We start from the raw sequence: 24,537 nt of genomic DNA, 5'->3' as shown, positions 1-24,537 counted from the left end.
GTGAAGAAGGTTATGCCTTGGCCGTCCGCCGAATGACAGAACCAGAAAGCGTGTTTGGACAACTGAAGAACAACCGGGGCTTCCGGAGGTTTCTGCTTCGCGGCATGGAAAAAGTGACGCTTGAAGTCGGGTGGCTTTCACTTGCTCATAATCTGCTGAAGCAAGCTGCCAATGACCAAAAACACAGATCAGCGATCCTCCAATAACGGGAGAATCGCTGCTTTGCTCACTTTTTGAGGTCTTAAGAATGAAGAAAGCTGTCTAAGTCATAGAAAATCCACTTATGGGACAGCCCCTTTTACCGGGTAAAGTTGATCTATTTATTTCTGGATGAACGCAAAAAAAGATCGTGTATGGCTCAGCCATACACGATCTTTTTGTTACAGCAGCTTGGTGTTCTCCGGTTCAGGCTGGAGAAACCGAAAGCATACTCTGAACTACTCGATCAAACCAATCTTGCTAAGGAGCTCGTAGAGAGCAGCAGCAGCTGTCTCACGGGTTGCTGGAGCAGTAGGATTGAAGGTCGTTCCAGTTTCACTGCCGATGATGCCGGCTTTGGACAGGGATTGCAGGCTGTCCTTCGCATAAGGTGCTACTTTGGCACTGTCGGTGTAAGCAGTGAACGAAGGATTAGCGGACTTCAATTCGGTTCCTGTCAGCTTAAGCGCTCTGTCTAGAATAACAGCAAGCTCTTGACGGGTTACCTTTTGAGTTGGAGCAAATTTGCCTTTGCCAATGCCCAGAATCAGGCCTGCTTTGGAAGCAGCGGCAACATCTTTAGCATACCAGTCCGATGATTTCACATCGGAGAAGGTAACGCTGGCATCGGTGCGCAAACCAAGTGCACGGGTCAACAGTGCGGTGAACTCAGCGCGTGTCAGATTGCTCAGCGGCGAGAAAGTTGTTGCCGAAGTGCCTTGGATAATCAGCTTGTCGGCCAAGGTCTGAATCGCAGCAGCCGATTTGGAAGCAGCGATATCCTTGAAGGCAGCAGCCGGTTTGCTTACTGCGGCATACACCGAGAAGCCAGGGCGGCTAACCGTAACGATTGTCGTTCCATCCGTCTGAGGCGCGAATACAGAAGCAACCGGGGTTACCAGTCCGTTCTCTTCAAAGAGCACGCCTGCAGTTTTTGGCTGGATTGCACCAGGTACTGTAAAGGATCTCTTGATGAAAACATTATTTGGAACGTTCAAGTAAGTGCTGCTTGTAGCTGTAGTCCAGGAAGCTTCAAAGGAAATCGGGGTTCCGATTACCGTCGAACCAGGGGTACTTGCAGATAGCTTGCTTGCAGCATCAGGCTGTTGCTTAATGTCAAGCTTCAAGCTTTGGCCAGCAGGAGAAGCTGAGAGCAGGGATACCGGCAAGGATACAGCGGAACCGCCAACACTAACAATGATTGAGCTATCCGAATGGATGCCAGCCAGTAGCTTCACTTGATCAGCAGTCAAGCTTAGTACTGCAGATTTGTCAGAGATGGTGCCTACAGAGATCACAACGGCTGACTTGGAGGCAGCGGCTTTGGCCAAAGCTGTCTTCAGATCACTGTCGTTAACGGTTACCGTAGTGACACCATCCTTCGATGCGGTTATTGGGGTTACAGTTACCTGTGTTGCCCCTTCTTCCACAAGGGATTTAGCTGTACCAGGGATCACTGGTGTTGTCGGTGCAACTACACCACCACCACCACCACCGCCGCCGCCAGTTGACGGAGCAGAACCAGTAACAAACCGGAATGAGGTATAAGTGCTGTAATATGTGCCTTCTTGGTTCAAATCAATCTTGATAGGTCCTTTAGTATTGTCTTCTGCAGTGATAGCCAGAATCTCAAGCTTATAGATCCCATCAGTAATTGTTGCTACTGCAGGGTTGCCTTTGGCATCAACGATAGGATCACCGTTGCTGTCATAGGGCTGGTAAGTGGCCCCGATAACGGTGCTGTAGCTGCCAGGTGCAAAGAATTTATCCGGTGCGCCCGTAGTGGATACCTGGAAAGAGCCTTTCTTGGCGTCGTCCATACCCACCAGATTGACTTCATAATAGTTGATGTCTTTAGCTTTCAGTTTGTACGAAAGAACAGCGGGTGAACTGGTGTACACGATTGGCGAGCTGATCACCGCTTCCTGTACGCCTGTGCCCCAATCAGGCTGTTCAGCCTTATCATTGACATGGACAGTAAATGGAAGATGCAGGGTCGGTTGTCCTGGAGCTGTCAGAACAACTTTACCTTGGTAATCCAGTTTCGGATCAGCATCAGCTGAAACGGCAACATTCAAATTAAATCCGGTTGTACCGTATGCGGATGCTGTTACAGTGGTTGTGTCCAATGTGGCAGAAACCTTATTCGGATCACCATAGTTCCATTCAACAGAAGCAGTGTATGCAACGCTGCTCTTGCTGATGTTCTTCAACTGCAGTGCTTTGCTGGCCGTAGAGCCTGGCACCAGCACTCCAAAACTTGTTGAAGGATTGTAGTTGGTGATTCTTTGAGATAGATAGTTCTTGTCAAGAATAGAGATAGGTTCTACGGCTTCGAGCAGTGCCGGAGTCAAAATCGCATTTTCAACATTGGCCCGTCCAGGACCTTGAAGGTACAGGTCTTCCGGATCTCCATTGTGGAGGATCGGATCTGCAGTGTTCGCCAGAGCGGCACGAATATCAAATGGTGTATATTCCGGATGCGCCTGCTTGATCAGCAGTGACAGGCCTGCGACATGCGGAGTAGCCATGCTGGTACCGCTGATCCGGTTGTAGGCTTTGGAATAATCTCCACCATAAGCTGGCCATGTAGACAGTACTCCGTCACCAGGAGCTACGATGTCTGGTTTGATGCTCAGGTTGCCATCGACATTTGGACCCAAGGAGGAGAAGGTGCTCATGGTATCCCCTGTTGTCATTTCATGGTTATAATTTGAACCAAAAGTGAAATAAGTAGGGTTAGCTCCATTAGCAATAATCGCTCTGGCCAGCTGACGGCCTTTTAGGCCTTCAATATCGAACGTAGGAATATTCTGGTAACCATTGCCTAAGTTCACGCCGATAAAGCCGGAACGATCTTTGTAGCTTTCGTCAAGAATCGCTTCACTTTTACCATCAACTTTTTTAGCATTACCGTTGAAAATTACAAGTGCTTTGGCTCCATGTGCCTTTGCATTCGCAATTTTGTCTGTAAAGGCCAAGTCGCCACGGGATATCAAAACGATGGAACCGCTGATATCTTCTTTTGGATAATCTTCATCAGCCCCGAGGTCAGCGTATACGACACGAGCGGGCTTAGTGCCAATAATGCTTGCAAAGTCAGTTTGTGCCAACTCGAAAGCCATCATGTGGAACGGATAATAGGTCTCATAAGTAACTGAAGTAACAGAATTTGCGATTTCCGCCTTGAACTGGCCGGAGTAGGCATCGATCGGACTAGTTACGGAACCTACAGAGATTGCCAGCTGGGATGTAGCCGGGGAACCGAGCGAAAAATATCCGGCCTCTCCATTATTACCGTTCGCGATGACTGCTACAACGCCAGATAATACGGCGTTATTGATCGCAATCGAATCCGGGGAGTTCACATCTTTTTCGGAATCGGAACCCAATGACAGGTTGATAACATCCATGCCATCCTTTACTGCATGTTCAATACCGTCAATAACTTGAGCGGATGAACCGGAGGATGTGCTTGGTTTATCCAGATTGCGTCCCAGTACCTTGTACACATAAAGCTCTGCGCCAGGGGCTACACCTCTTTGGGCAACATCACCTTTGGCGGCGTATTGTCCAATAATGGTGCCGGCTACATGGGTGCCGTGATACGTTCCGCCATAGCCTACGCCATATGGATCTTTATCGGGGGTCAGCGGAACTTCTTCATAAGGATCATTGTCCTGATAAAAGGAGTCATAGCCGCCTTTGTAAGCTGCTGCGATGTCCGGGTGCTTATAGTCTACACCAGTATCGATGACGCCGACTTTCAAGCCTGCACCATTAATTCCGTGATCCGCAGCCCATGTGGCACGAATCTGCTCGAGTGGAGCATTGTCGTTTCTATAAGTAGTATCGGTTACTGTCTGATCAGGAAGAGTGTACCAGGTGCTGTTCGGATAAATGGAAGTAACGCCAGAAATCTTTGCCAGCTCCGGAATCTTGTTCGCCGGAACGCTAACTTCAAAGCCGTTCAATATGGTGTCATACTTGTAGTTGACGGTAAGGCCAATGCCTTTGGCTTTAGCCTGGTCAAGCACACTGGTCTGCTGGCTCTTTACCGCAGCTTCCGTAGCGGTTTTGGCTAGAGCTGAGATTCCCTGCTTCGCCGCGTATTTGCCGACAGCAGCAGGCTGGCCGCTTAATTGAACAATGACCCGGACATTATTTGAGGATTTGGTGTTGATCTGTGGAGAAATAATAGTCGGATTTGGTTGAATCAAAGATGTTAGATGATTGCTAAGTGATGACGTCTGCAAGCTGCTGGCGGCGAAAGCCGCACCCGGAATCATACCGGCTGTCACGCCCAGTGATAAGGCTAGTACAGACAGCTTACGAGGTAGTTTTGTCCACTCCAAATGTAATCCCCTCCAAGTTATGTTGTTAATTCTGGCTCACATCTCTCCTGCTTCAGACAGTCAGTGCGGATTCTCCTTTTCTATTGATCCCTTTTATTTCCGTCTAGATTAGTAGGAAAAATATTAAGAAGATTTTACCACCGGTAAAATGTAAAATCCACATAAAATTTATGAAGTCTTGAGATGAAACCGTTTTTGATGATGTGAAATGTGACGTGGGTATCCTTATAATGGAAATATTTAATCAGAAAAACTTGGATATATCTCCAGGGAAAATATACAAGCCTTGATTGCGTTAGAGAACATAACATGTAAATGACTGTAAGAAGGTATACCATCAATGTGTAAACCTAAATTCTAGTGATTTATCATCTCCCTTTGGCAGTTTGTTTCTTTTCGGTAAAGTAAGGCATCAGAATGTATAAAATTAAGTTTATTTTACAGTTAAGCAGGGGGTTGTTATATACTACTTTTGTACCATATTAAGGAAAAAATATGGAGATGTCCCCTAAATCCTAGTTTTTTTGTAGGAAATGCAGAAGGGTTATAAGGCAATGCCACTTTTGACAGGATACGCATAAATTTCTCCCCCTGAAACCAAAATAGAATGGTACACATGGCGTGTGGCATTCCAGGAAGGCAGGGATATAGATGTCCGAAAAAAATATACTGGCTTATTTTAAAAGTCCTGAAGCTGCAGAGGCAGTCTCCCGTAAGCTGCAATCCCTCCGGGTTATTGATATGTCGATAGACCGGTTCAGCAAATATCCGGGAGGCGCCCGATATTCAGGAAATAATCCGTTGACGGGGGATATTCCAAGTCTGGCAACCATGACGCTTAATTCCACGCTGGATAGTCATTCTGCCGGAATTTTGGCGGCAGCGGATTCAAGTGCCAGCGGGATGAGTCATGGCGGAGAGGGAGGGCCGACAGGCCGAGATATTTTGCTGACGGTTGTGCTTGATTCAGAGGTTTTTGATCAGGCGCTGTCCTTAATTGAAGAGGCTGGCGGAACGATCTGATGCCTCAGGGCTCTATACAAAAATGTTTTCTTATAGGGATGAATCTATATGGGAGGGGGGAATTCTAATGGACAGAGAGAACTCGAAAATCTTCTCAAAGACTGACAAAATGAAAATGCTCTATGAAGCGAAGGCCGAGGATGTTGTCTATTCTGCGGCAGAAGCAGACACGGATGACCTAGAGGCGCAGGACCGCTCACTGGAGGCTGACAAACGTCAGCTTCATGAGATTCTGAAGAAGGAATAGACCTTAAGATATTATAGGAGATACCCCACGGCTGTGGGGTTTTTTGTGTTTAGGTCAGAGAGTGTGGCAGGAGCATTACTAGCAGGGAGAGAAGTATCTGCTTCCGCCAAGGAATACGTAGTATAATTAAGCACACAGGGTAAATAGGGGGATTACTATGGATAACATCGTGTTATGGAGCGGGCTGGCTCTGGTGGTGGCACTGCTAACCTTTTTGAACCAGAAGCAGGTCTACTCTTCCAAAGTAAAAAGGGCTTACGGAGAGCTGCGTGAACTAACCGTTAAGATCCGCAGCGGGCAGTCGGAGAACGCTGATGTGAGCCGCTGGGAGAGCGCGCTTGCGGAGATGGGTAAGCATCCGAATGAATTCAACAAGCTGGAGGCGGAGATTGGCTTTCGCCGGGCTTTTGTCACATACCTGGAGCAGCACTATCCTCAGGACCCGAGATTGCCCGAGTTGCGGGAAGCCGCAGCTTTCCAAAAGGATTCTGTCTGGGGTATTAAAATGGGGGACTATGGTTCGAAAAAGTAACTGTCCCAGAAGGATGGAATGGGATGGTGTACCGTTTCTTCTTTTATAATGGGAGGAATAAAGAACGTTGGTTGATGGAAATCTGCCAAAGAGGGGCCTGCAGCCATTTGTGGCTGCAGGCCCCTCTTTGGACTAGAACTCATAGCTATCGGTCAGGCTTTCTTTGCTGCTGCAGCTTTTGACAAGAATACTGAGGGAATAAAAGCAGCTACCGTGAATCCAATCGACCACCAAAAGGCTGCATGAAATGCGTCTGCAACCGTCCGGGCATCTGGTGCTGAATGGCCCGAAAGCTGATGTGCGATGACAGTTGCCAGTATGGCCGCTCCAAATGCTCCCCCGATGGTCTGGAAAATCCGTATTGAAATACTTGCATGTGGAACCTGATCCTTGCGTAATCCGTTATAGGCCGAAACCATAACGGGAATCAGGAGTCCGTTCAGAGCCGCGCCCCTTACCAGCAGCGCCGCTGAGAGCAGAAGCTGATTGGTGTCGGGACCCGCGAAGGCAAACGGCAGTGTTGCCGCTACTGTAACAAGTAGACTTAGGATCACGATGATCCGCGAGCCCATTTGGTCGGACAGCCTCCCTATCCAGCTTCTGGTCAGCAGCATGCCAATCCCCTGAGGGATTAGCAGTACACCCGTATAGAGCACACTTTCACCACGTACCTGCTGATAGTATAATGGCAAGAGGAGCAAAGCTCCGTTCATGACCATGCCTGCAAGGAACACTGTAGCATTCGAAGCGGAAAAAATGCGTGATTTGAAGAGACGCAGGTCAAGCAGCGGTGCTTTTTTGGTACGTAAAGCGTAGATGATAAAGGCCGTCATAAGGACGAGACTTGTCACCAGGGGAAGGATTACCCGGCTGCCCTTCAAACCGCCATAATTACTGATCTGGGCAATGCTGTAAATGAGCGTGGCGAAGGCTGGTGACAAGAGAAGAAGACCGGCTATGTCGAGTGACTGTTTGCTTGGGGACGGCTTGTCAGACGGTATTCCCCGCCAGGCCAGCAAAAGGGCAATTATAGTAATGGGAATATTCACATAGAATATCCAGCGCCAGCTTAAGGCGTTAATCATGATTCCGCCCAGGACAGGACCGAGAATGGGGCCCAGTAAGGTTGGCACACTGATAATCGACATCACCCTTCCGAGATTTCGGCCACCCGTGGTCTGGACAAGCACTGTTTGCAAGGTAGGAATCAATATCCCTGCGCCGACTCCCTGCAGAAGCCTGAAGCCGATCAGACTGCCAGGATTCCACGCCAGAGAGCAGAGAACGGAGCCTGCAAAAAATACAACGAGTGCAAACATATATACCTTTTTGCCGCCAAAACGATTGACAGCCCAGCCGGAAACCGGTACTGCCATGCCCATGGTCAGAATATATCCGGTAATTACCCATTGAATGACCGAAACAGTGCTGTTCAGATCATATCTGAGTGTGTCTATCGCCACATTGACCATCGTTGAATCAAACAGCGGCGCTAGAGCACCGAATACCAGTACAAGGGCTACTTTGAGTACATCAGGATCGAGCTTTTCAATCTGTGCTTTTTGAGGTTTGGCTTGAATATCTGACATGTAAAGACTCCTTCCATACACCTTTTAAGGTACGGTACGTACCGTACCTTATTGGTAATAAGGTATACTATCTTTACCTGAAATGCAATGAAAAAATGGTGAATATATATGAAAGAAGGAATAGCTATGGATCAAACACAAAATGATCTGTTATCTCCACCTGAGCAATCAAAGGGGGAGGAGGATCAGCCCAAGGGCGCACGCCGCCGTGGCGATGTCCTGGAGAATGCTATTTTGCAGGCTGCCTGGGAGGAGCTTGAAGAGGTTGGATATGCCCAACTGACGATGGAGAATATTGCGGTACGGGCAAAAACAAACAAAACCGCCATATACCGCCGCTGGCCGAACAAAGTCAAGATTGTGGTTGCGGCCATCGTCAAGCATGTGCCCCAACCGGATATTTTTGCCCCGGCAACAGGTGACCTTCGCAAGGATGTGATTAATCTGCTTCAGGGAATCTCGAAGCCCATGCAAAAGATTGGCGCGGAAACCATGCATGCTCTGATGGTGGAGTACCACGGCAATGACCTGTCCTCGCAGCTGATGCGTCCAAAAACTGAAGATAAGCTGAACATCGCCATGAAGAACATTTTAAAAAACGCGCAGAAGCGTGGTGAGGTCAGACTGGAACAAATCAATGAGCGGGTGATTTCTCTTCCTGCAGATTTATTGCGCTATGAAATCCTCACCACCCATGAGCCGGTATCGGATTCAACGATTTTGGAGATCGTGGATGATATTTTTTTGCCGCTGGTTCGTCAATAGTTGCTGCCGATAAGCTGTATATTTGAGTGGGAGCCTATTTCGGCAATAATTGTTAGGCAGCAACCATCATAGAGGACAACCAAACTCCATATGCATAACTGTAGATGATTCCATTTATGCAAGGGAGGAATAGCCATTGGATGAATTTGTGGCCCGGTCGCTAGATGAAATACGTTTTTGGTCCAGGATCATGAAGGAGCATTCCTTTTTTTTGGGTTTGGGGTTTAGGGCTGAGGATACGCAGCTCAAGAATGAAGCCAACCAGTTTTACGCTATTTTTGAGGAGATCGAGCGCAGGTCCTATGAATTCCAGATTGGGGTTGATCCCCACACCATTCAGGCTTTTAATACGGAGGTTCGTATTGCGGCGACCAATATCTGGGCGTTCAAAAGAAAAGTGCTGGGCCTGATCCTGCAATGCAAGCTTCCGGGACAAACGAATTTTCCTTTACTGGTGGATCATGTTAGCCGGGAGGCTAATTATTTCAGAAACCGCTTGGAGGAGCTGAATTCGGGAAGACTCGAACCGCTGCCTGATGCCATAATTGATGAGAATGTCTTTTTCCTGAAGATCATGGCTGATCATGCCAAATTCATTGGTCATTTGCTGGACCCATCAGAACGGAAACTGGTCGATCAAGCACGGGAATTCAGTAATGATTTTGATAAGCTACTGTTTCAGGCCATGGATTTGAGCCACATGCGACCGCAATCTCAAACACCTCCGCTCCTCAGCCAGTTCGTGGACGAAAATCGGGTATCTGTAAAATCATTGCGTGATTTCAAGAAAACCGCACGTGATCTAATCGATGAATGCCGGATCAAAAGCATCATTCACCCTTTACTGGCGGATCATGTATTCCGTGAAGCAGAACGCTTCCTCTTTATTCTCGATATGTTTGATCAATCGTTATCCGGTGTTAAAGTGAACAAACGGGAAATCCTGCATTAAATATTCCGAATGAAATTAGCTGCAAAGGCTCAAAACCGCCGGCAAAAAGTCTGCGGTTTTTTTGTTTTTTGTGGAGGAAGTATAAAATTGTTTTTTTACCGTAACGATTTATGGAACAATTTCTTCATTTTTGTAATCCAAAGCTCTGATTTAACCGTTAATATGAAAAAGGGATAAAGTGAAAATTTGAAGTTCGCAGGATCATAAATTTGAGTGTTACGGGGAGAAGTCATTATGGAGAATGTATCGGCCCAGGAAGTTACAGATGCCCTCGTTATTAGAGCTTTGGAAAAAAACCTCGCCTTGATCCGCTTTAATCTTGAGCGCAAAGTGGCCTATGTCAATGAGGTTTTCGCCAACTCAATGAAGTACAGATCACAGGATATGTACGGAATGCAGCACCGTGAATTTTGTTTTCCTGAATTCGTGAATAGTCCGGATTATGAAATGTTCTGGCAGGATTTACTCTCCGGCAAGAGCTTTCAGGATAAAATCGAACGGATGGACTCCGAGGGCAATCCGGTATGGCTGGAGGCTACGTATATGCCTATTTTTGATGAGACAGACAAACTGGTCATCGGTGTGACCAAGGTCGCAACTAATATTACCTCTAGGCAAATCAACATTAGCGATGTAGTGGAGCGAATGCAGGAGATGGCCGACAGTCTGAATCAGCGTGCAGAAAAAGGGATTGAGCGGAGCCAGGAGCTGCTGCTGAGCATTGACAAAATCGCCGGAGTCTCGAGTGAGAATACCGTGACGCTGGTCAATCTGCAACATAAAGCTGGAGAAATTCAAGGTGTGGTACAGACGATCCGTGATATTGCCTCGCAAACCCATCTGCTCGCGCTTAACGCGGCAATTGAAGCTGCACACGCCGGTGAATTCGGGCGCGGGTTCGATGTGGTGGCCAAAGAAGTCCGAAAGCTGTCGGCTATGGTTCAGGATTCTATCACTGAGGTACGTGACAGCGTAAAAGGTATTACAGAGGAGATTGGCAGAATGTCCTCAGGAATAGACCAGGTTCAAAATAGTGTAGAAGAAAGCCAGCGGCAGGTTGAGGTCGCCCTGCAGGAGTTCACCGGAATCGCAACCTCAGCGCAGGAACTGGATACCCAAGCCCGTGAAGTGCTGAATATTATCTGACCGGACTATATAAACAGCATGGACCTTTTTACGAAAGGTATCCATGCTATTTTTTTTGATTAATACTCCAGAAATGAACCTTTTACAGGGCTGGTTTGTTGAATACATAAGGAAACAAGAAAGGAGGGCGCATGAGTTGGAGAGCAACCGGGAAGTGTTCGAAACCTACAATAAGGATGTGTACCGGACCTGCTATTACATGGTGCATGATGCGGCGGATGCTGAGGACCTGTGCCAGGAGGTTTTTATTACGGTTTTTCGCAGCAATTGGCAGAGTATTGATTATCTCAAAACCTGGATCATGAAAATCACGGTGAATGCCTGTCTGAATCATCTGAAGCGCCGGCGCAGCCTGCAGCACAAGTTGGCGGACAATCTTCATCTGTTTCAGGGAAGAGGTATGGCGAAATCAGTAGAAGGGCTGATCGAGCAAAAAGAAACCTCGCAGGAGTGGGTGGTTCATCTCTCTCGGCTTCCTGTGAAGATCCGGGCGGTGCTGACCTTGAGGTACATGCACGACTTCAGCCTGGCTGAAGTGTCGGAGGCGCTGTCCATTCCGCTCGGAACAACCAAATCAAGACTGCACAAGGGCCTGAAGCTGATGAAGAACGTGCTGCTGGAAGCTGGGATGCCGGAAGAGGCGTGGAAAGGAGAACCTTATGAAGCAACTGGAAGATGCACTCAAGCGTCAATTAAATGAAGACCAAGCCATAACTTATCCTGATTTCGATGAGATGTGGACACACATAGAGCAAGCAGAAAGCGACTCCTCCTGGTTACAGGCAGGCAGAGCTTCTGCTATTCCCCGCCGTCCAAGAAGCTGGAGCAAAATTGCAGCTGTAGTTTCGCTTAGTGTGCTTGTGGCTGCGGCTCCTGTATATGCGGCGATTCACTATGATTGGGGTAACCTTTTACGCAGCAATGAGGGGATTCAGGCCGCATTGGATCAGAACCTTGGACAGTATTTGGGCCAATCCATAACTAAGGATGGGGTGACGCTTACGCTTCAGACAGCCATTGTGGATGAGAACCGAACGGTCATACTTTATAGTCTAGATGTTGGGAAGCATAGAGAAACCGATTTCTGGAATGTGAAGGGTATGACCTTAAAGGGAACGAATAGCAGCTACAAGGAAGGTGAATATAACTACGAGCAGTGGGATGAGGAAAATCAGCGGTATAACGGTTATTTTGAGAGTGATTGGACACCGGGTCAGGATACAGCGAAGATTATTTTAACTGCAGATGCAGTGACAGCCGTAAGTGTTCAGGACCTGGAGATTCCACTTGACATCAAATCCATGGAGATGCAGAGCTTTCCAATAGGCAAGGGGGGCATGCAAAAGGTAGAAGTCCAGCCCTTTACCCAAAGCAAAGATAAGCTGCTGCTTTCTTCGGCCGTTACTTTCGATGATCCTATGAACAAGGAAGGGATATTTCCGCAGATTGTCGCATACAACGGCACGACTAGGGTAACTGATTTGTCAGGTGGCACCTTTGGTGAACCGGGGGAACACGGGGAATACAAGATGAGGCAGTATTTAAAGACGGACGATATCACTGCAGGGCAGACTGCCTTCAAGCTGGAGTACTCTAAGCAGGAACAGAACATCTCCGGACCATGGTCCTTTGACCTGCAATTGAGCAAAAAGCAGATGGAGAGCGGAACGCATATAAAGGCACTGCAGCTTCCGCTGGAGACGGGCGATACAGAGAATACGATTGAAAAATTGGCGGTTACCCCCACGCAAATCCGTCTCTCTGTAAGAACTGAGGGCAAAAGCTTCAGAAGGCAGATGCCGTATAAAAAATATTTTTTAGAGGTAAGCGGCAAAACGCTTGAGGGGAAATTTTTTGGATATTTGAAGGACGACCCTACTTTACTCAATCTCCGTTTTGAGCGTCCTGCAGGACTGTTGGTTGACGAGGGCACACCGATCACTTTTGTTGGAAAATATAAAGTGACGATTCATACCGAAGATAAAGCTCCGACACTTTTAAAGAATATATCGACCCAGAAACAGACCTTGATCCGCGATGTTGGCGGTTATCCTGTGGAGTGGACGTATTACATGCAGGGAAAAGACCTGTACATTGAAACTGGCAGTGACGACCCTCATTTTGGCGGGATCAACCAGACTCATCTGGGCGAGAGCTACGACAAACTGCCTGGCAAACCCGTAACCGCAAACTTTAGCGGGGACGGGAATAATAAAGCCATTGATGTCTATAAAGACTTTAAAGACAGAGAGGTTTCCCTCTATATGTACTACTACACAACAGACGATCCGGACAAAGAGACGCGGGTACAACTGCAGCCTTAAATCCGCTGTGATTATTAGAAAAAATACGTAAACGATTTTTAGCATTGGAGGTGTCCAGACCCATTGGGGGGTGAGGGCACCTCTTTACTTTTGCAACGAATCCCCGCTGACTACGTATGGTAAGGGAGGCTTTTTACTGGAAAAAATAAGGAGGATCCCCCTATGAGCAACACCCCTTTTGCCGGCCCTGAGGTGCAGGGAGAGATCAAGTTTTCTATCTTAATTCCCGCACATAATGAAGAGAAATACATAACCAAATGCCTTCAGTCCATTGCGGCGGCGGCGGAGTCTTTTCCGGATCAGGTGGAGGAAATTGTCATTCTTAACCGCTGTACAGATACAACCGAAGAGATAGCGAAGTCTTATAACTGTATAGTTATTCACGATGACCGCAAAAATCTCTCACAGATCCGAAATGCAGGTGCCGCAGCCGCCAGAGGAGAAATACTGGTCACGATTGATGCGGATAGCCAAATGACTGCGGGTATGCTGACCGAGATGGACAGACTGCTCTCGCTGGGAACTTATATCATGAGGGGGCACAACGGCCAGATTCGAGCGAATGTCTCTGGGGATTGTGGTGTCAACGCTCATGTTGATGATCCCGCTCGTTTTTAAATACGGGGCTATATCTGTAGGGATCTTCTGGTGCTACAAGTCTGATTTTGAGGCTATTGGGGGATTTAATGAAGAGCTGCTGATGACCGAGGATGCCGATTTCGCCTTGCGACTGAAGAAGTGGGGGAAGCGGAACGGCAAGAAATTTGGTACGATTACCAAAGCCCATATGATTACCTCCTGCCGTAAATTTGACCAAGCGGGCGATTGGGTGCTGGTGAAGCGTCCAGGGCTGCTATTGGCTTATTTAAAAGGAACGGACCCCAAATATGCCGATGAGGCTTATTACGAGAATCATGAAAGATAACTGCCTGCCGCGGGAAAAAGGAGAGAGACTGATTTTGAATATTACACGTTGTGGCTGGGTCAATGAAGACCCGCTGTATATGGCTTATCATGATGAGGAATGGGGCAAACCCCTGTACGATGACCGGAAAATGTTTGAGCTGCTGATGCTGGAAGGGATGCAGGCCGGATTGAGCTGGTATACGGTTCTGAAGAAGCGGGAGCACTTCCGTGAAGTGTTCGACGAATTTGATCCGCAGAAGATTGTGCTGTATGACGAAGCGAAAATTGAAGCGTTGATGCAGGATACGGGAATCATCCGCAACCGGCTGAAAATTAATGCAATTATTCAGAATGCGGTAGTGTACCAGCAGATTTGCCGGGAAGAGGGGAGTTTCGCTAAATATCTCTGGACTTTTATCGGCGGAGAGCCAGTGATTAACGGGTGGGAAACACGGTCTGAAGTTCCGGCTACCAGTCCTCAGTCCGACCAGATGAGCAAAGCGCTGAAGAAGAAGGGAATGAAGTTTGTGGGCTCTACCATCTGTTATGCGTTTATGCAGGCCTCCGGCATGGTGGATGATCATACGACAGATTGTTTTTGTCACCAAAAAGGCCTGATGTCCGGGAGATAATCCGCAGTTTGGCGCTACGTGGGGAAGAAATGGTATACTGTTAAATATTCAATTGTTACAAAACTTTTAGGAGGACCCACACACATGTTATGGCACGAACTGACGGTACATACAACAGAAGAAGCACAGGAGATGATATCCAATCTGCTGTATGAAGCCGGAGCAGGCGGTGTTTCCATTGAAGAATCAGGAACGCTGAATAAGGTACGGGACACCCGTTACGGTGAACTATATGATGAACCGCTCAATGATATCCCTGAAGGGGAAGCGGTGATTAAGGGCTATTATGCCGAAACTGTCTCCATGGACGATATTATCCAAGAACTGGCTCCAAGAGTTGCGGAGCTGCGCGAGTTCGGGATTGACCCCGGCAAAGCGCTGATTTCCTGGAAAACGGTAGATGAAGATGAATGGGCCCATGCCTGGAAGCAGTATTTCAAGCCACTTCGTGTATCGGAACGGTTGACCATTAAGCCGACCTGGGAGGAATACACGCCTCAAGGCCTTGATGAAAAGATTATTGAACTGGATCCCGGCATGGCCTTCGGAACCGGAACACATCCAACCACGGCACTCTGCCTGCGCGCACTGGAAAAGCATATCCAAGGCGGCGAAGAGGTGATCGATGTGGGTACTGGCTCCGGCATTCTTGCCGTAGGTGCGATGCTGCTTGGCGCTAAATCGGTGTTGGCACTGGATCTGGACCCGGTAGCGGTAGAAAGTGCGCGGGAGAATGTGGCGCTGAACCGGCTGCAGCAAGAGATTACGGTAAAGGAAAGCGATCTTCTGTCGCTCTTGGGCGGCGAGCGGGCTTTGGATTCGGCGGCCGGAGAGATGTGGCCTTCAGCCAGACCCGGCCATGTGGCGGAACCTGAGGCTGCTTCTGCTGCTCCGTCTAACGAAGTGGGCCTTGGTGTTACCTTGCCGGTCAAAATTGTGGTCGCCAATATTTTGGCAGAGATTATTGTATTATTCACGGATGATGTCTACCGTGCACTTCAGCCGGGCGGAATCTATATTACCTCCGGCATCTATAAGGATAAGGAAGCGCTTGTTGCTGGAGCGCTGGCAGCTTCCGGTTTTGAGATTAGGGAAGTATCCCGTGAAGAAGATTGGGTGGCGTTTACAGCCGGAAAGAGGTAAAGATGGATTTCTTGCAAAGTATTATACGTATTCCGCTGCAGCAACTCCCGTTCTTTCTGATTACAATTGTAATTGCATTTACGGTGCATGAGTTCAGTCACGCTTATTTTGCCAATAAATTTGGCGATCCTACCGCACGGATGCTGGGCCGGATGACGCTCAATCCTGCGGTTCACTTTGATCTGTTCGGAATTATTCTGCTGCTCATCGCCGGCTTCGGCTGGGCCCGTCCGGTTCCCGTGAACCGCGACAACTTCAGCCGTCCCCGCCTGATGGGCGTGATCGTCTCAGCAGCCGGCCCGATTAGTAATCTGCTGCTGGGAATCTTGGGTTCCTTCATCTATGCCATATTGCTGGGAACCGGAATCATTGATTCCATTACAAACGAACAATTGCTTCGGGCGGTTGTCTGGTTTTTCGGGATTTTTATCCAGTTCAATTTCTTTCTTTTTTTGTTTAACCTGATTCCGCTGCCGCCACTGGACGGGTACCGCATTGTGGAGGATGTGGCGCCCCGTACTATCCGCGGAAGTTTGCAGCAATACGAACAGTGGTTGTCCTTTGTTTTTCTGCTGGTTATTTTCATTCCCGGGCTGCGTAACTATACAATTACCCCAATGAACAATTGGTCTATACAGATTGGGAATGATTTCCTCAAGCTGTTCCTGAAGCTGTTCGGAATGTGAAGCCTGTAACTGGGACTATTCACAGCCAGGCAAACGTTGTATGATGTAATGTGGCATTTTTAGAGGAATATAGGTGTACAGAGCGGCGGCAGGGAACCTGAGAAGCAGGAACGCTGCCGCTTTTATGCTGAATAAAGACAGGATGATGAGAAGATGCAGCGTTATTTCGTTACACCGGAGCAATTTCATCCGGAAACGGTGGTCATTAGCGGCGAAGACGCCCGTCATATCGCGAAGGTGATGCGCGGCAAGGCCGGGGACAAGCTGATTGTCAGCGATGGAGTGTCCCGTGAGGCGCTGGTGGAAATTGCCGGGATTGAAATAGGTGAAGTGAACGTCAATATACTGGAAATGCTGGATATGACGCATGAGCCGAGGATCAAGATTACCGTGGCCCAGAGTTTGCCTAAGGGAGACAAGCTAGAGACCGTGATTCAGAAATGCACCGAAATTGGTGCGGTGGGTTTTGTTCCCTTTCTCTCCGAGCGCACGATTGTTCAGTATGATGAGCGTAAGGAGAGCAAACGGCTGGAGCGATGGCGCAAAATCTGCAAAGAGGCTGCCGAGCAGGCACACCGGAACATCGTTCCGGAAGTGCACTCACCGCTCAGCTGGAAGCTGCTCTTGAAGAGCTTCAGTGAGTATGACGCCGTGTATTTCTGTTATGAAAAAGAAGAAGGCCTGCAGCTCCGAAGCGCTGCTGCTCCCTGGCTCTCCGGACTACCTCAGCAGTCGTCCGGCAAGGTGATGGTAGTCGTCGGCCCAGAGGGTGGTTTTAGTCCTGAAGAATGCCGTGCTGCCGAAGAGGCTGGAGCGGTTTCAGTCGGGCTTGGACGGCGTATTCTGCGCTGCGAGACGGCAGGCATGGTTGCCGCAGCCTGTATACTTTATGAATCCGGAGAAATGGGGGGAGTTTGAACAATGCCATCCGTAGCATTTTATACTTTAGGTTGTAAAGTGAATTTCTATGACACTGAAGCCATCTGGCAGCTTTTCAAAAATGAAGGTTACGAGCAGGTTGATTTCGAAGGGCCCGCCGATGTCTATTTGATCAACACCTGTACGGTAACCAATACGGGCGACAAAAAAAGCCGCCAAATGATCCGCCGTGCTGTGCGCCGCAATCCGGAAGCGATTGTTGCCGTTACCGGCTGCTATGCACAGACCTCGCCTGGCGAGATCCTTGATATTCCCGGTGTCGATCTTGTGATCGGCAACCAGGACCGTGAGCATATCATGACTCATGTGAAGAATATTCAGGAGTCCCGCGTGCCGGTGAACGCTGTCCGCAACATTATGAAGACGCGGGAATTCGAGGAGCTGGATGTGCCTGGCTTTGCCGACCGTACGCGGGCTTTTATGAAAATTCAGGATGGCTGCAACAACTTCTGCACCTTCTGCATCATCCCCTGGTCGCGCGGATTGTCGCGCAGCCGTGATCCGAAGTCGATCGTTGCCCAGGCGCATCAACTTGTGGAAGCCGGATACAAGGAGTTTGTGCTCACCGGCATTCATACCGGAGGCTATGGTGATGATCTGGACAACTACCGTCTCGCTGACCTGCTCTGGGAGCTGGACAAGGTAGACGGGCTGGAACGGGTTCGCATCAGCTCTATCGAGGCCAGTCAGATTGACGGGAAGCTGCTTGAGGTCCTGAACCGCAGCTCCAAAATGTGCCGACATCTGCATATTCCGCTCCAAGCCGGACATAACGAAGTGCTGAAGGCGATGCGCCGTAAATATACAACAGAAGAGTATTACGCCAAAATGGAGCTGATCCGCCAGGCGATGCCGGATGTAGGCATAACCACTGACGTCATTGTCGGCTTCCCGGGTGAAACCGAGGAAATGTTCCGCGCCGGTTATGACTTCATGAAGGCTGTCAACTACTCCGAAATGCACGTATTCCCTTATTCCAAACGGACGGGTACGCCGGCAGCACGGATGCTGAACCAGGTGGACGAAGAGATTAAGAACGCCCGCGTACAGCAGCTGATTGACCTCTCCGAAGAAATGCAGCTGGCATACGCCCGCAAGTTCGTAGGCAAGACAGTTTCCGTTATTGCTGAAAGATCAGCCAAAGACGCTCCAGAACGCAGCACCCAGCATGGCTTCAGCGATAACTATCTGCAGGTTTTCTTTGGCGGCGATGATTCGCTGCAGGGAGAGCTCTGCCAGGTGAAGATTACGGAAGCCGGAGTGAATGAATGCCGCGGTGAGCTGGTCAGTGTAAGCCGGAGCGGGCTTAGTCAGATCGTGTAGAGGGATTAGATTATGAACGGACATAGAAGAGTTCCGGTTAGTGTTACTTTTTCCAGCTTAGCTGCAGTTTAACTCTACGCCCCACTTTGTGGGGCTGTTTTTCTATTTGGGTAATAAAATCAGAGGGGCATATGCTTACGAAGTAAGTTTTGCCTGAAGCACAATCATGAAGTAATGCAGGCAAAACTTTTAGGAGGATGAATATGGCGTACAAGCAGATTTCAGCGGGCGGGGTAGTCTACCGGACTGGGGCTGCCGGTCTGGAAATTCAGCTTATTGTGGACCGTTATGGTAAAATTTCGCTGCCCAAAGGCAAGATGGAGCAAGGCGAGACCGTGGAGGAGACGGCACTGCGTGAGATTTGTGAAGAGACAGGGACGGTCGGAGTGATCAGAGCACCGATTGATGTTATTAAATACACGTTTCAGCATCCGGTTCACGGCATAGTGAATAAGGAGGTTCATTACTTTCTTGTAGAAGCTGTAGGCGGAGAGACCAAGGCTCAGACCGAAGAGATTAACGCTGTAGAATGGCATGAACCGGCGGTGGCCTGGACCCGTGGAACCGGGAATTCATACTCCAATAATATCCGTATTTTACGCAAAGCATTATCGATGTTAGGGATAAAGACAATATAGTTAGAAAGTCCTGAATTTGGCTTGAACTCAAAATAAAAGGAACTAAGGGTAAAGACTCGGGCTCTAATTGTCGATATAGTGGAAGAGTGTGGAAATCAAGCACTAATAATTTCAATGCCTAAGGAGAGAACAAATGACTGTGTACAGGAAAATGACGAAAATGCTCCTCATTATGATATTGCTGACTGTTGTAGCTCTTCCGGTAAACGTCTTCGCAGCTACTGGTGACATCAATTCCATTGAATTCGACAGCTCTGCAAAAATAGAGCTTACCGTAGGCCAGACACCTAAGCAGCTTAAGGTATATGCCAACGTGGAAGGCTCCTCCTCCAAAAGAGATGTGACGGCTGCGGCCACGTGGACTTCCTCCAATACGAGTGCAGTAAGTGTACTCTACGGACTATTGAAGCCCGAAGGTGCAGGTACGGCAATCATAAGAGCAACCTACAACAATGCAGTTGCTACGATTGAAGTATCTGTAAGCTATCCCTATAAGGAATTAACACTGGAGCGCAGCTCCGATGGCAACTATAAGCTGGGCGACACCCCAGAGACACTGCTGGTCAAAGCCAAAGTCGTTGGCGGAGATTCGGCCACTTCTGTAAAAGATGTGACTGCTGATGCGGACTGGACCAGCTCCAGTACCAATGTACTGACCATTGATGATGGCAAGATTACCCTTGTGGGTGAAGGATCGTCAACCATCACAGCGAAATACAAAGGCTTGACTGCCACCTTCAAAGCCGTGGTACAGCTGCCCTATTCGGCTATTGTCTTGAAGGCTAAAGACGCAGCTGTGAAAGAGCTAGAACTAGTCGTTGGAGATTCTCCGCTGCAATTGAGTGCAATGACCAAAGCCACAGAGAGCAGCCCGGAGAAAGATATTGCTAAAGATGCCAACTGGACAACCTCTAGCGAGAGCATTGCCAAGGTAGACAAAGGTATGATTACAGTACTCGGTCCTGGTAAGGCTGTTATTACAGCCAGCTTCCTGGGCGTGTCCAAATCGGTTGATGTCTATGTGCGTTCGCCGTATGAGGCGCTGCAGCTCACGCCGGATGGAGATCAATTCCTGTTCCTTGGGGAAAGTCTGAAGGTTAAATCATTTGTGCGGGATGCCGTGAATTCAACCAAAAATCAAACAGCAGGCACAATCTGGACTTCTGACAACCAACTGACAGCGACAGTAACGGCCGACACGGTAGCTTCTGAAAATGCTGTGGCAACACTAACAGCCAAAGCAGTCGGAACGGCTGTTATCAAAGGGGATTATCTGGGTGTCAATAAGTCGTTCAAGTTGACTGTATACCCGAATCTTACAGATATGACTGTAGAAAAAACTGAGCAGGAGCTCTACACGGCGGATACTGTAAGCCTGCCAAAAGTAAGCGGAACGAAATATGACGGAACGAAGCTCGACATCAGTGATCAAATAGAGTGGACTTCCGCCAACGAAGAAATTGCTCAGATCAAGGACGGAAAGCTTGTCGGCGGTAAAGCCGGTACGGTAACCCTTACAGGCAAGATTAAGGGGAATTCAGTAACTGCTCCTTCTTCTGCGATCCGGAGCAAGAGTGTTGAAGTCAAAGTGACCGTTCTGAATAAAGTGCTTGTATTGATCGGACCAGAGGAAGCACTGGGACTGGTTATTGGTGAAGAGGAGCCGCTGCCTGCGGTTCAGGCAGTGCTTGAGAACGGGGATGAGCTGGATGTTTCCGCGACGGTAAAATGGGAGCTTAGCGGCAGCAATGCTGTAATCAAGCAGACTACTGCAGGCAAAACCCTTAAGGGATTGGCCAAAGGATCTGCCACATTGAAGGGAACCTATTCCAACAAGACAATCAGTATTCCTGTAATAATTGAGCAGAAGGTCGTCAAACTGCTCATAGAGCCAAGCACACTTGAAATGAATCTCAAGTCCTCCAAAGCAATTAAAGTGACTGGAACCTTCTCTAACGGAAAAACAGCGAATTTCTCCGGTGCTATGGATTGGGTCTCCTCCAATCTGGAAGTGGCTACGGTTAAAGGAACATCTGTAAAAGCTGTTGGCGAAGGTACAGCAACACTTACCGGGTCTTACCAGGGAATCACGGCAACTGTCAAAATTACCGTGGTACCTAAGCTGACCAAGATTACCATCAGTGAAACCAGGCTGTATCTGGCAGCAGGTGCTTCCCAAGCTGTGGTAGTGACTGCTCTGTATGATACCGGCAAGACAGCCATTGTCACTGGAAGCACGGTTTGGACAAGCTCCAAGCCTTCCGTGGCCAAGGTGAACGATTCCGGAATGATCACTGCAGTTAGCAAAGGAACAACCTCTATCAAAGGCAAGTTCAACAATAAAACAGTAACAGTATCTGTTACAGTAAAATAGGATGTTTATCCGGTACAACCGGATCTTCTGACGCAGAACATCAAGACCTGTTAATCCGCCTTTATGAGGGGATACAGGTCTTTTTTCTTAGCGCTTAAACAAGCATTAGAACTGTAGGGCTGATTGAAGTATAATGGTACAGCGATAATGCATTCTGGACAGTTATCCCTGTAGCCGTTGCTCCAGCCGGGTCCATACCGGCAGGTAGCACAGCGGCAGCACGCCAAGTGAACAGACGACATTGAAGATCGTCTGGGCATGGGCGAGCTGAGCGGCAGGACCGCCGCCGATCCAGGCAGACAAGGATTGCAGCGGTTGAATGAAGGGCAGGAACAGCAGGGCGCCGCCGACATTCAGCACGACATGTGACCCGGCGACGAACTTGCCGGAAGCCGAGCCCCCGATAGCGGCGATGATGGCGGTGACGCAGGTGCCGATGTTGGCCCCTAGCACGACGGCGATGCCAAGCGTCGGCGGCATTACCCCGGAGCTTGCAAGGCCCATCGCCATGCCGATGACCGCTGCACTGCTGTGCAGCATCGCGGTCAGGCAGGCTCCGGCAGCCAAGCCCCAGAGCGCACTGGTTGCCGCATGGTCCAGGAACCAGCGGAACAGGCCGCTGGCCTGAAGTGCGGGACCGACAGACTGCATGACTGCAATGCCCCATAGGACCATCGCGAACCCGGCCACCGCCAGGCAGATGAACTGCAGGGGGGTGGAAATCCTGCGTATGGTGTCCGCCAACCTTGAGCCTTGGGACGGCCGCTCGCTGAGCATAACGGCTACCGCCCACATACAGAGTGATACGACCAGCAGCGGCGCAGCCATCGAGCTAAACTGCAGGCCGATCAGCTCTGTGGTCAGGCAGGTGCCGATGTTGCTGCCCAGGATGATACCCAGCGTCCGGGCATACGTCAGCAGTCCGGCGTTAACCATGCCGATGGTGAGCACCGTTACGGCAGTGCTGCTCTGCAGTAGTGCTGACAGCAGGCTGCTGGCAATCAGGCCTTTTAGGGGCGTGGAAGTTGCTTTGTGCAGACTTCTCGTAAGCAGAGGGCCGGCGAGCCTCGCCAGCGCAGCCTCCATCAGTTTCATGCCGGCGAGGAAAATGACAAGACCATATATGACAGGGAACAGCAGATCACGGATCATAGGGACAAGCTCCTTTGAACGGGGTTGTACACCAATATATGAATGCAATGAAGTGGACATGTATACAAATCAATAACAAGAACAGGGAGTTGAAGGTATTGGCATCGGTTATTCTGGAACGCAGCCGTAAAAAAAGACTGGAGCAGGGCCATCCGTGGGTCTATGCGAGTGAAGTCGCATCCGTAGACGGAGATCCGCAGGCAGGAGGATTGGTAGATGTACTTAATCATCAAGGCAGATTTCTCGGGACAGGGTATTACAATCCTGCTTCGCAGATCCGGGTAAGAATTCTAGCTCAGGGTCCGCTGGCGGCAATGGATACCGCTTTTTTTGCCGAGCGGTTTTCGAGCTGTCTGCACCATAGAGAACGGTTTCTGCCTGGAGCGGATGCGTACCGCCTGGTATACGGGGAAGCTGATTTTTTGCCCGGGCTGATCATCGACCGCTTCGGTGATGTCCTGGTAGTGCAGCTGCTGACGCTGGGCATGGACAAGTGCCGCGACCAGATTGTACAGGCGCTTGTAGAGGTTGTAGCGCCGCGAGGTATTTATGAGCGCAGTGATGTAAGTGTACGCGAGCTTGAAGGATTGGAACAGAGAACCGGCGTGCTGTACGGGGAGTGTCCGCGCCATATCACTGTGAGTGAGAACGGCCTCAAGGTGATTGTAGATATAGAAGAAGGTCAGAAGACCGGATACTTTTTTGACCAGCGGGAAAACAGGGCTTCCATTGCTCCGCTGATCCAAGGCTGGGGTGGACGAAGCGGCATTACCCTCCAGGAGGTTACGGCAGAAGATGGGACGCTTCAGACTCTTCCGGTTAACAAAAGCGGCAAACCGGTCACTTTCCCTTACTGGGACGGTGCAACAGTACTGGAATGCTTCGCACATACCGGCAGCTTCACTCTCCATGCGTGCAAATACGGGGCCAAGAAGGTCACCTGCCTTGATGTATCTGCCCATGCGATTGAGAGCGCCAAAGCTAACGTGGAGCTGAACGGCTTCACCGATCGTGTGGAATTTGTGGTCGACGATGCTTTTGCTTTCCTGCGCAACCAGGTCAAAGGCGTGGAAGAACGCTCTGAGCGGGCCACCGGCAAAACGGATACCGCCAAACCGATGACAGCCGGAGGTGGGCGCACCTGGGATGTTGTTATCCTGGACCCGCCTGCTTTTGCCAAGACCAAGAGTGCGGTTGCAGGCGCTTGCCGCGGTTACAAGGACATCAACCTGCACGGTATGAAGCTCGTCAACGAGGGCGGCTATCTCGTAACGGCAAGCTGTTCCTATCACATGCAGCCGCAGCTGTTCCTAGACACTATCGCGGAGGCCGCCAAGGATGCGGGTAAAGTGCTGCGTCTGATCGAGTGGCGGGCCGCAGGCAAAGACCATCCGCAAATTCTCGGTGTGGACGAAGGCCATTACTTGAAATTTGCCATTTTTGAAGTACACAGCAAATAGATCTGTATAGAAGAGCCTCTCCGGCTGCGGAGGGGCTCTTTGTGTAAAAAGGAGAATCCAGAATATCCTAGATGGAGATATGCAAAGAATGGCAAACGTATGTTCTTGCTGGAAGAGGTATGCTATAATATTGGGACGGATTCACTTGAATAT

General features: G+C 49.3%; 20 protein-coding genes and 1 pseudogene. 18 read left to right on the top strand and 3 right to left on the bottom strand.

All coding sequences use genetic code 11. From position 1 onward, the window contains the following. A partial coding sequence (locus A3848_RS15090; RefSeq protein ID WP_178382004.1) for a transposase occupies positions 1–206 on the top strand: 206 nt, incomplete at its 5' end. A gap of 231 nt (positions 207–437) precedes the next feature. On the opposite strand, the gene A3848_RS33315 is transcribed toward A3848_RS15090, so the two are convergent. Then, positions 438–4,553, bottom strand: coding sequence for a S8 family serine peptidase (locus A3848_RS33315; protein ID WP_074085729.1), 4,116 nt, complete (start codon positions 4,551–4,553; stop codon positions 438–440). Positions 4,554–5,204: 651 nt separating this feature from the next. Here A3848_RS33315 and A3848_RS15080 point away from each other — a divergent pair. The 3 genes from A3848_RS15080 to A3848_RS15070 all read left to right on the top strand — a co-directional run bounded on the left by A3848_RS15080 (position 5,205) and on the right by A3848_RS15070 (position 6,355). After that, positions 5,205–5,576 (top strand): hypothetical protein, encoded by a 372-nt coding sequence (locus tag A3848_RS15080; RefSeq protein ID WP_074085728.1) that lies wholly within the window; start codon positions 5,205–5,207, stop codon positions 5,574–5,576. A gap of 67 nt (positions 5,577–5,643) precedes the next feature. Beyond that, positions 5,644–5,823, top strand: coding sequence for a YfhD family protein (locus A3848_RS15075; RefSeq protein WP_074106767.1), 180 nt, complete (start codon positions 5,644–5,646; stop codon positions 5,821–5,823). Between the two features lie 157 nt (positions 5,824–5,980). Beyond that, positions 5,981–6,355 carry a hypothetical protein gene (locus A3848_RS15070; protein WP_074085726.1) on the top strand — a complete coding sequence of 125 codons (375 nt, stop codon included), beginning with the start codon at positions 5,981–5,983 and terminating at the stop codon, positions 6,353–6,355. Between the two features lie 152 nt (positions 6,356–6,507). On the opposite strand, the gene A3848_RS15065 is transcribed toward A3848_RS15070, so the two are convergent. Continuing rightward, the gene (locus tag A3848_RS15065; RefSeq protein WP_074085725.1) at positions 6,508–7,944 is read right to left on the bottom strand and encodes an MDR family MFS transporter; all 1,437 of its coding nucleotides are present in this window, start codon (positions 7,942–7,944) and stop codon (positions 6,508–6,510) included. Between the two features lie 126 nt (positions 7,945–8,070). Between A3848_RS15065 and A3848_RS15060 the strand changes: the two genes are divergently transcribed. The 13 genes and pseudogenes from A3848_RS15060 (at position 8,071) to A3848_RS15000 (ending at position 21,772) form a co-directional block, all read left to right on the top strand. Continuing rightward, positions 8,071–8,709 (top strand): TetR/AcrR family transcriptional regulator, encoded by a 639-nt coding sequence (locus A3848_RS15060; RefSeq protein WP_074085724.1) that lies wholly within the window; start codon positions 8,071–8,073, stop codon positions 8,707–8,709. Between the two features lie 136 nt (positions 8,710–8,845). Then, positions 8,846–9,661, top strand: coding sequence for a DUF2935 domain-containing protein (locus tag A3848_RS15055; RefSeq protein ID WP_074085723.1), 816 nt, complete (start codon positions 8,846–8,848; stop codon positions 9,659–9,661). Between the two features lie 234 nt (positions 9,662–9,895). After that, positions 9,896–10,807, top strand: coding sequence for a methyl-accepting chemotaxis protein (locus A3848_RS33310; protein WP_074085722.1), 912 nt, complete (start codon positions 9,896–9,898; stop codon positions 10,805–10,807). A 136-nt stretch (positions 10,808–10,943) separates the two neighbouring features. Next, entirely contained in the window at positions 10,944–11,507 is a 564-nt protein-coding gene (locus A3848_RS15045; protein WP_074085721.1) for an RNA polymerase sigma factor, read from the top strand. Then, the gene (locus tag A3848_RS15040) at positions 11,467–13,131 is read left to right on the top strand and encodes a DUF4179 domain-containing protein (RefSeq protein ID WP_074085720.1); all 1,665 of its coding nucleotides are present in this window, start codon (positions 11,467–11,469) and stop codon (positions 13,129–13,131) included. Before A3848_RS15045 ends, A3848_RS15040 begins: the two co-directional genes overlap by 41 nt. Positions 13,132–13,293: 162 nt before the next feature. Continuing rightward, positions 13,294–14,056 (top strand): annotated as a pseudogene (locus A3848_RS15035) (glycosyltransferase). Positions 14,057–14,090: 34 nt separating this feature from the next. After that, positions 14,091–14,669: a DNA-3-methyladenine glycosylase I gene (locus A3848_RS15030; RefSeq protein WP_074085759.1), complete on the top strand. Its 579-nt coding sequence runs from the start codon at positions 14,091–14,093 to the stop codon at positions 14,667–14,669. Between the two features lie 84 nt (positions 14,670–14,753). Continuing rightward, positions 14,754–15,812: a 50S ribosomal protein L11 methyltransferase gene (gene prmA, locus A3848_RS15025; RefSeq protein ID WP_074085719.1), complete on the top strand. Its 1,059-nt coding sequence runs from the start codon at positions 14,754–14,756 to the stop codon at positions 15,810–15,812. Positions 15,813–15,814: 2 nt separating this feature from the next. After that, positions 15,815–16,498 carry a site-2 protease family protein gene (locus A3848_RS15020; protein WP_074085718.1) on the top strand — a complete coding sequence of 228 codons (684 nt, stop codon included), beginning with the start codon at positions 15,815–15,817 and terminating at the stop codon, positions 16,496–16,498. A 153-nt stretch (positions 16,499–16,651) separates the two neighbouring features. Beyond that, complete coding sequence (locus A3848_RS15015) at positions 16,652–17,416, top strand: RsmE family RNA methyltransferase (RefSeq protein WP_074085717.1); 765 nt, start codon at positions 16,652–16,654, stop codon at positions 17,414–17,416. A 3-nt stretch (positions 17,417–17,419) separates the two neighbouring features. After that, positions 17,420–18,760, top strand: a complete 1,341-nt coding sequence (gene mtaB / locus A3848_RS15010) for a tRNA (N(6)-L-threonylcarbamoyladenosine(37)-C(2))-methylthiotransferase MtaB (protein ID WP_074085716.1) — start codon at positions 17,420–17,422, stop codon at positions 18,758–18,760. 203 nt (positions 18,761–18,963) lie between these two features. Continuing rightward, complete coding sequence (locus A3848_RS15005) at positions 18,964–19,398, top strand: NUDIX hydrolase (RefSeq protein ID WP_074085715.1); 435 nt, start codon at positions 18,964–18,966, stop codon at positions 19,396–19,398. A 133-nt stretch (positions 19,399–19,531) separates the two neighbouring features. Continuing rightward, positions 19,532–21,772: an Ig-like domain-containing protein gene (locus A3848_RS15000; RefSeq protein WP_074085714.1), complete on the top strand. Its 2,241-nt coding sequence runs from the start codon at positions 19,532–19,534 to the stop codon at positions 21,770–21,772. A gap of 162 nt (positions 21,773–21,934) precedes the next feature. Here the strand turns inward: A3848_RS15000 and A3848_RS14995 are convergent, their stop codons facing one another. Beyond that, positions 21,935–22,924, bottom strand: coding sequence for a Na/Pi cotransporter family protein (locus tag A3848_RS14995; protein ID WP_074085713.1), 990 nt, complete (start codon positions 22,922–22,924; stop codon positions 21,935–21,937). A 98-nt stretch (positions 22,925–23,022) separates the two neighbouring features. On the opposite strand from A3848_RS14995, the gene A3848_RS14990 reads away from it, so the two are divergent. Beyond that, a complete protein-coding gene (locus A3848_RS14990; RefSeq protein WP_074085712.1) occupies positions 23,023–24,384 on the top strand; it encodes a class I SAM-dependent rRNA methyltransferase in 1,362 nt (453 codons plus the stop codon). The last annotated feature ends 153 nt before the right edge of the window (positions 24,385–24,537 follow it).

The sequence above is a fragment of the Paenibacillus sp. P32E genome, assembly GCF_001909085.1.
Classification (GTDB): Bacteria; Bacillota; Bacilli; order Paenibacillales; family Paenibacillaceae; genus Paenibacillus_AQ; species Paenibacillus_AQ helianthi.
This window is presented reverse-complemented; position numbering and strand designations above follow the sequence as displayed.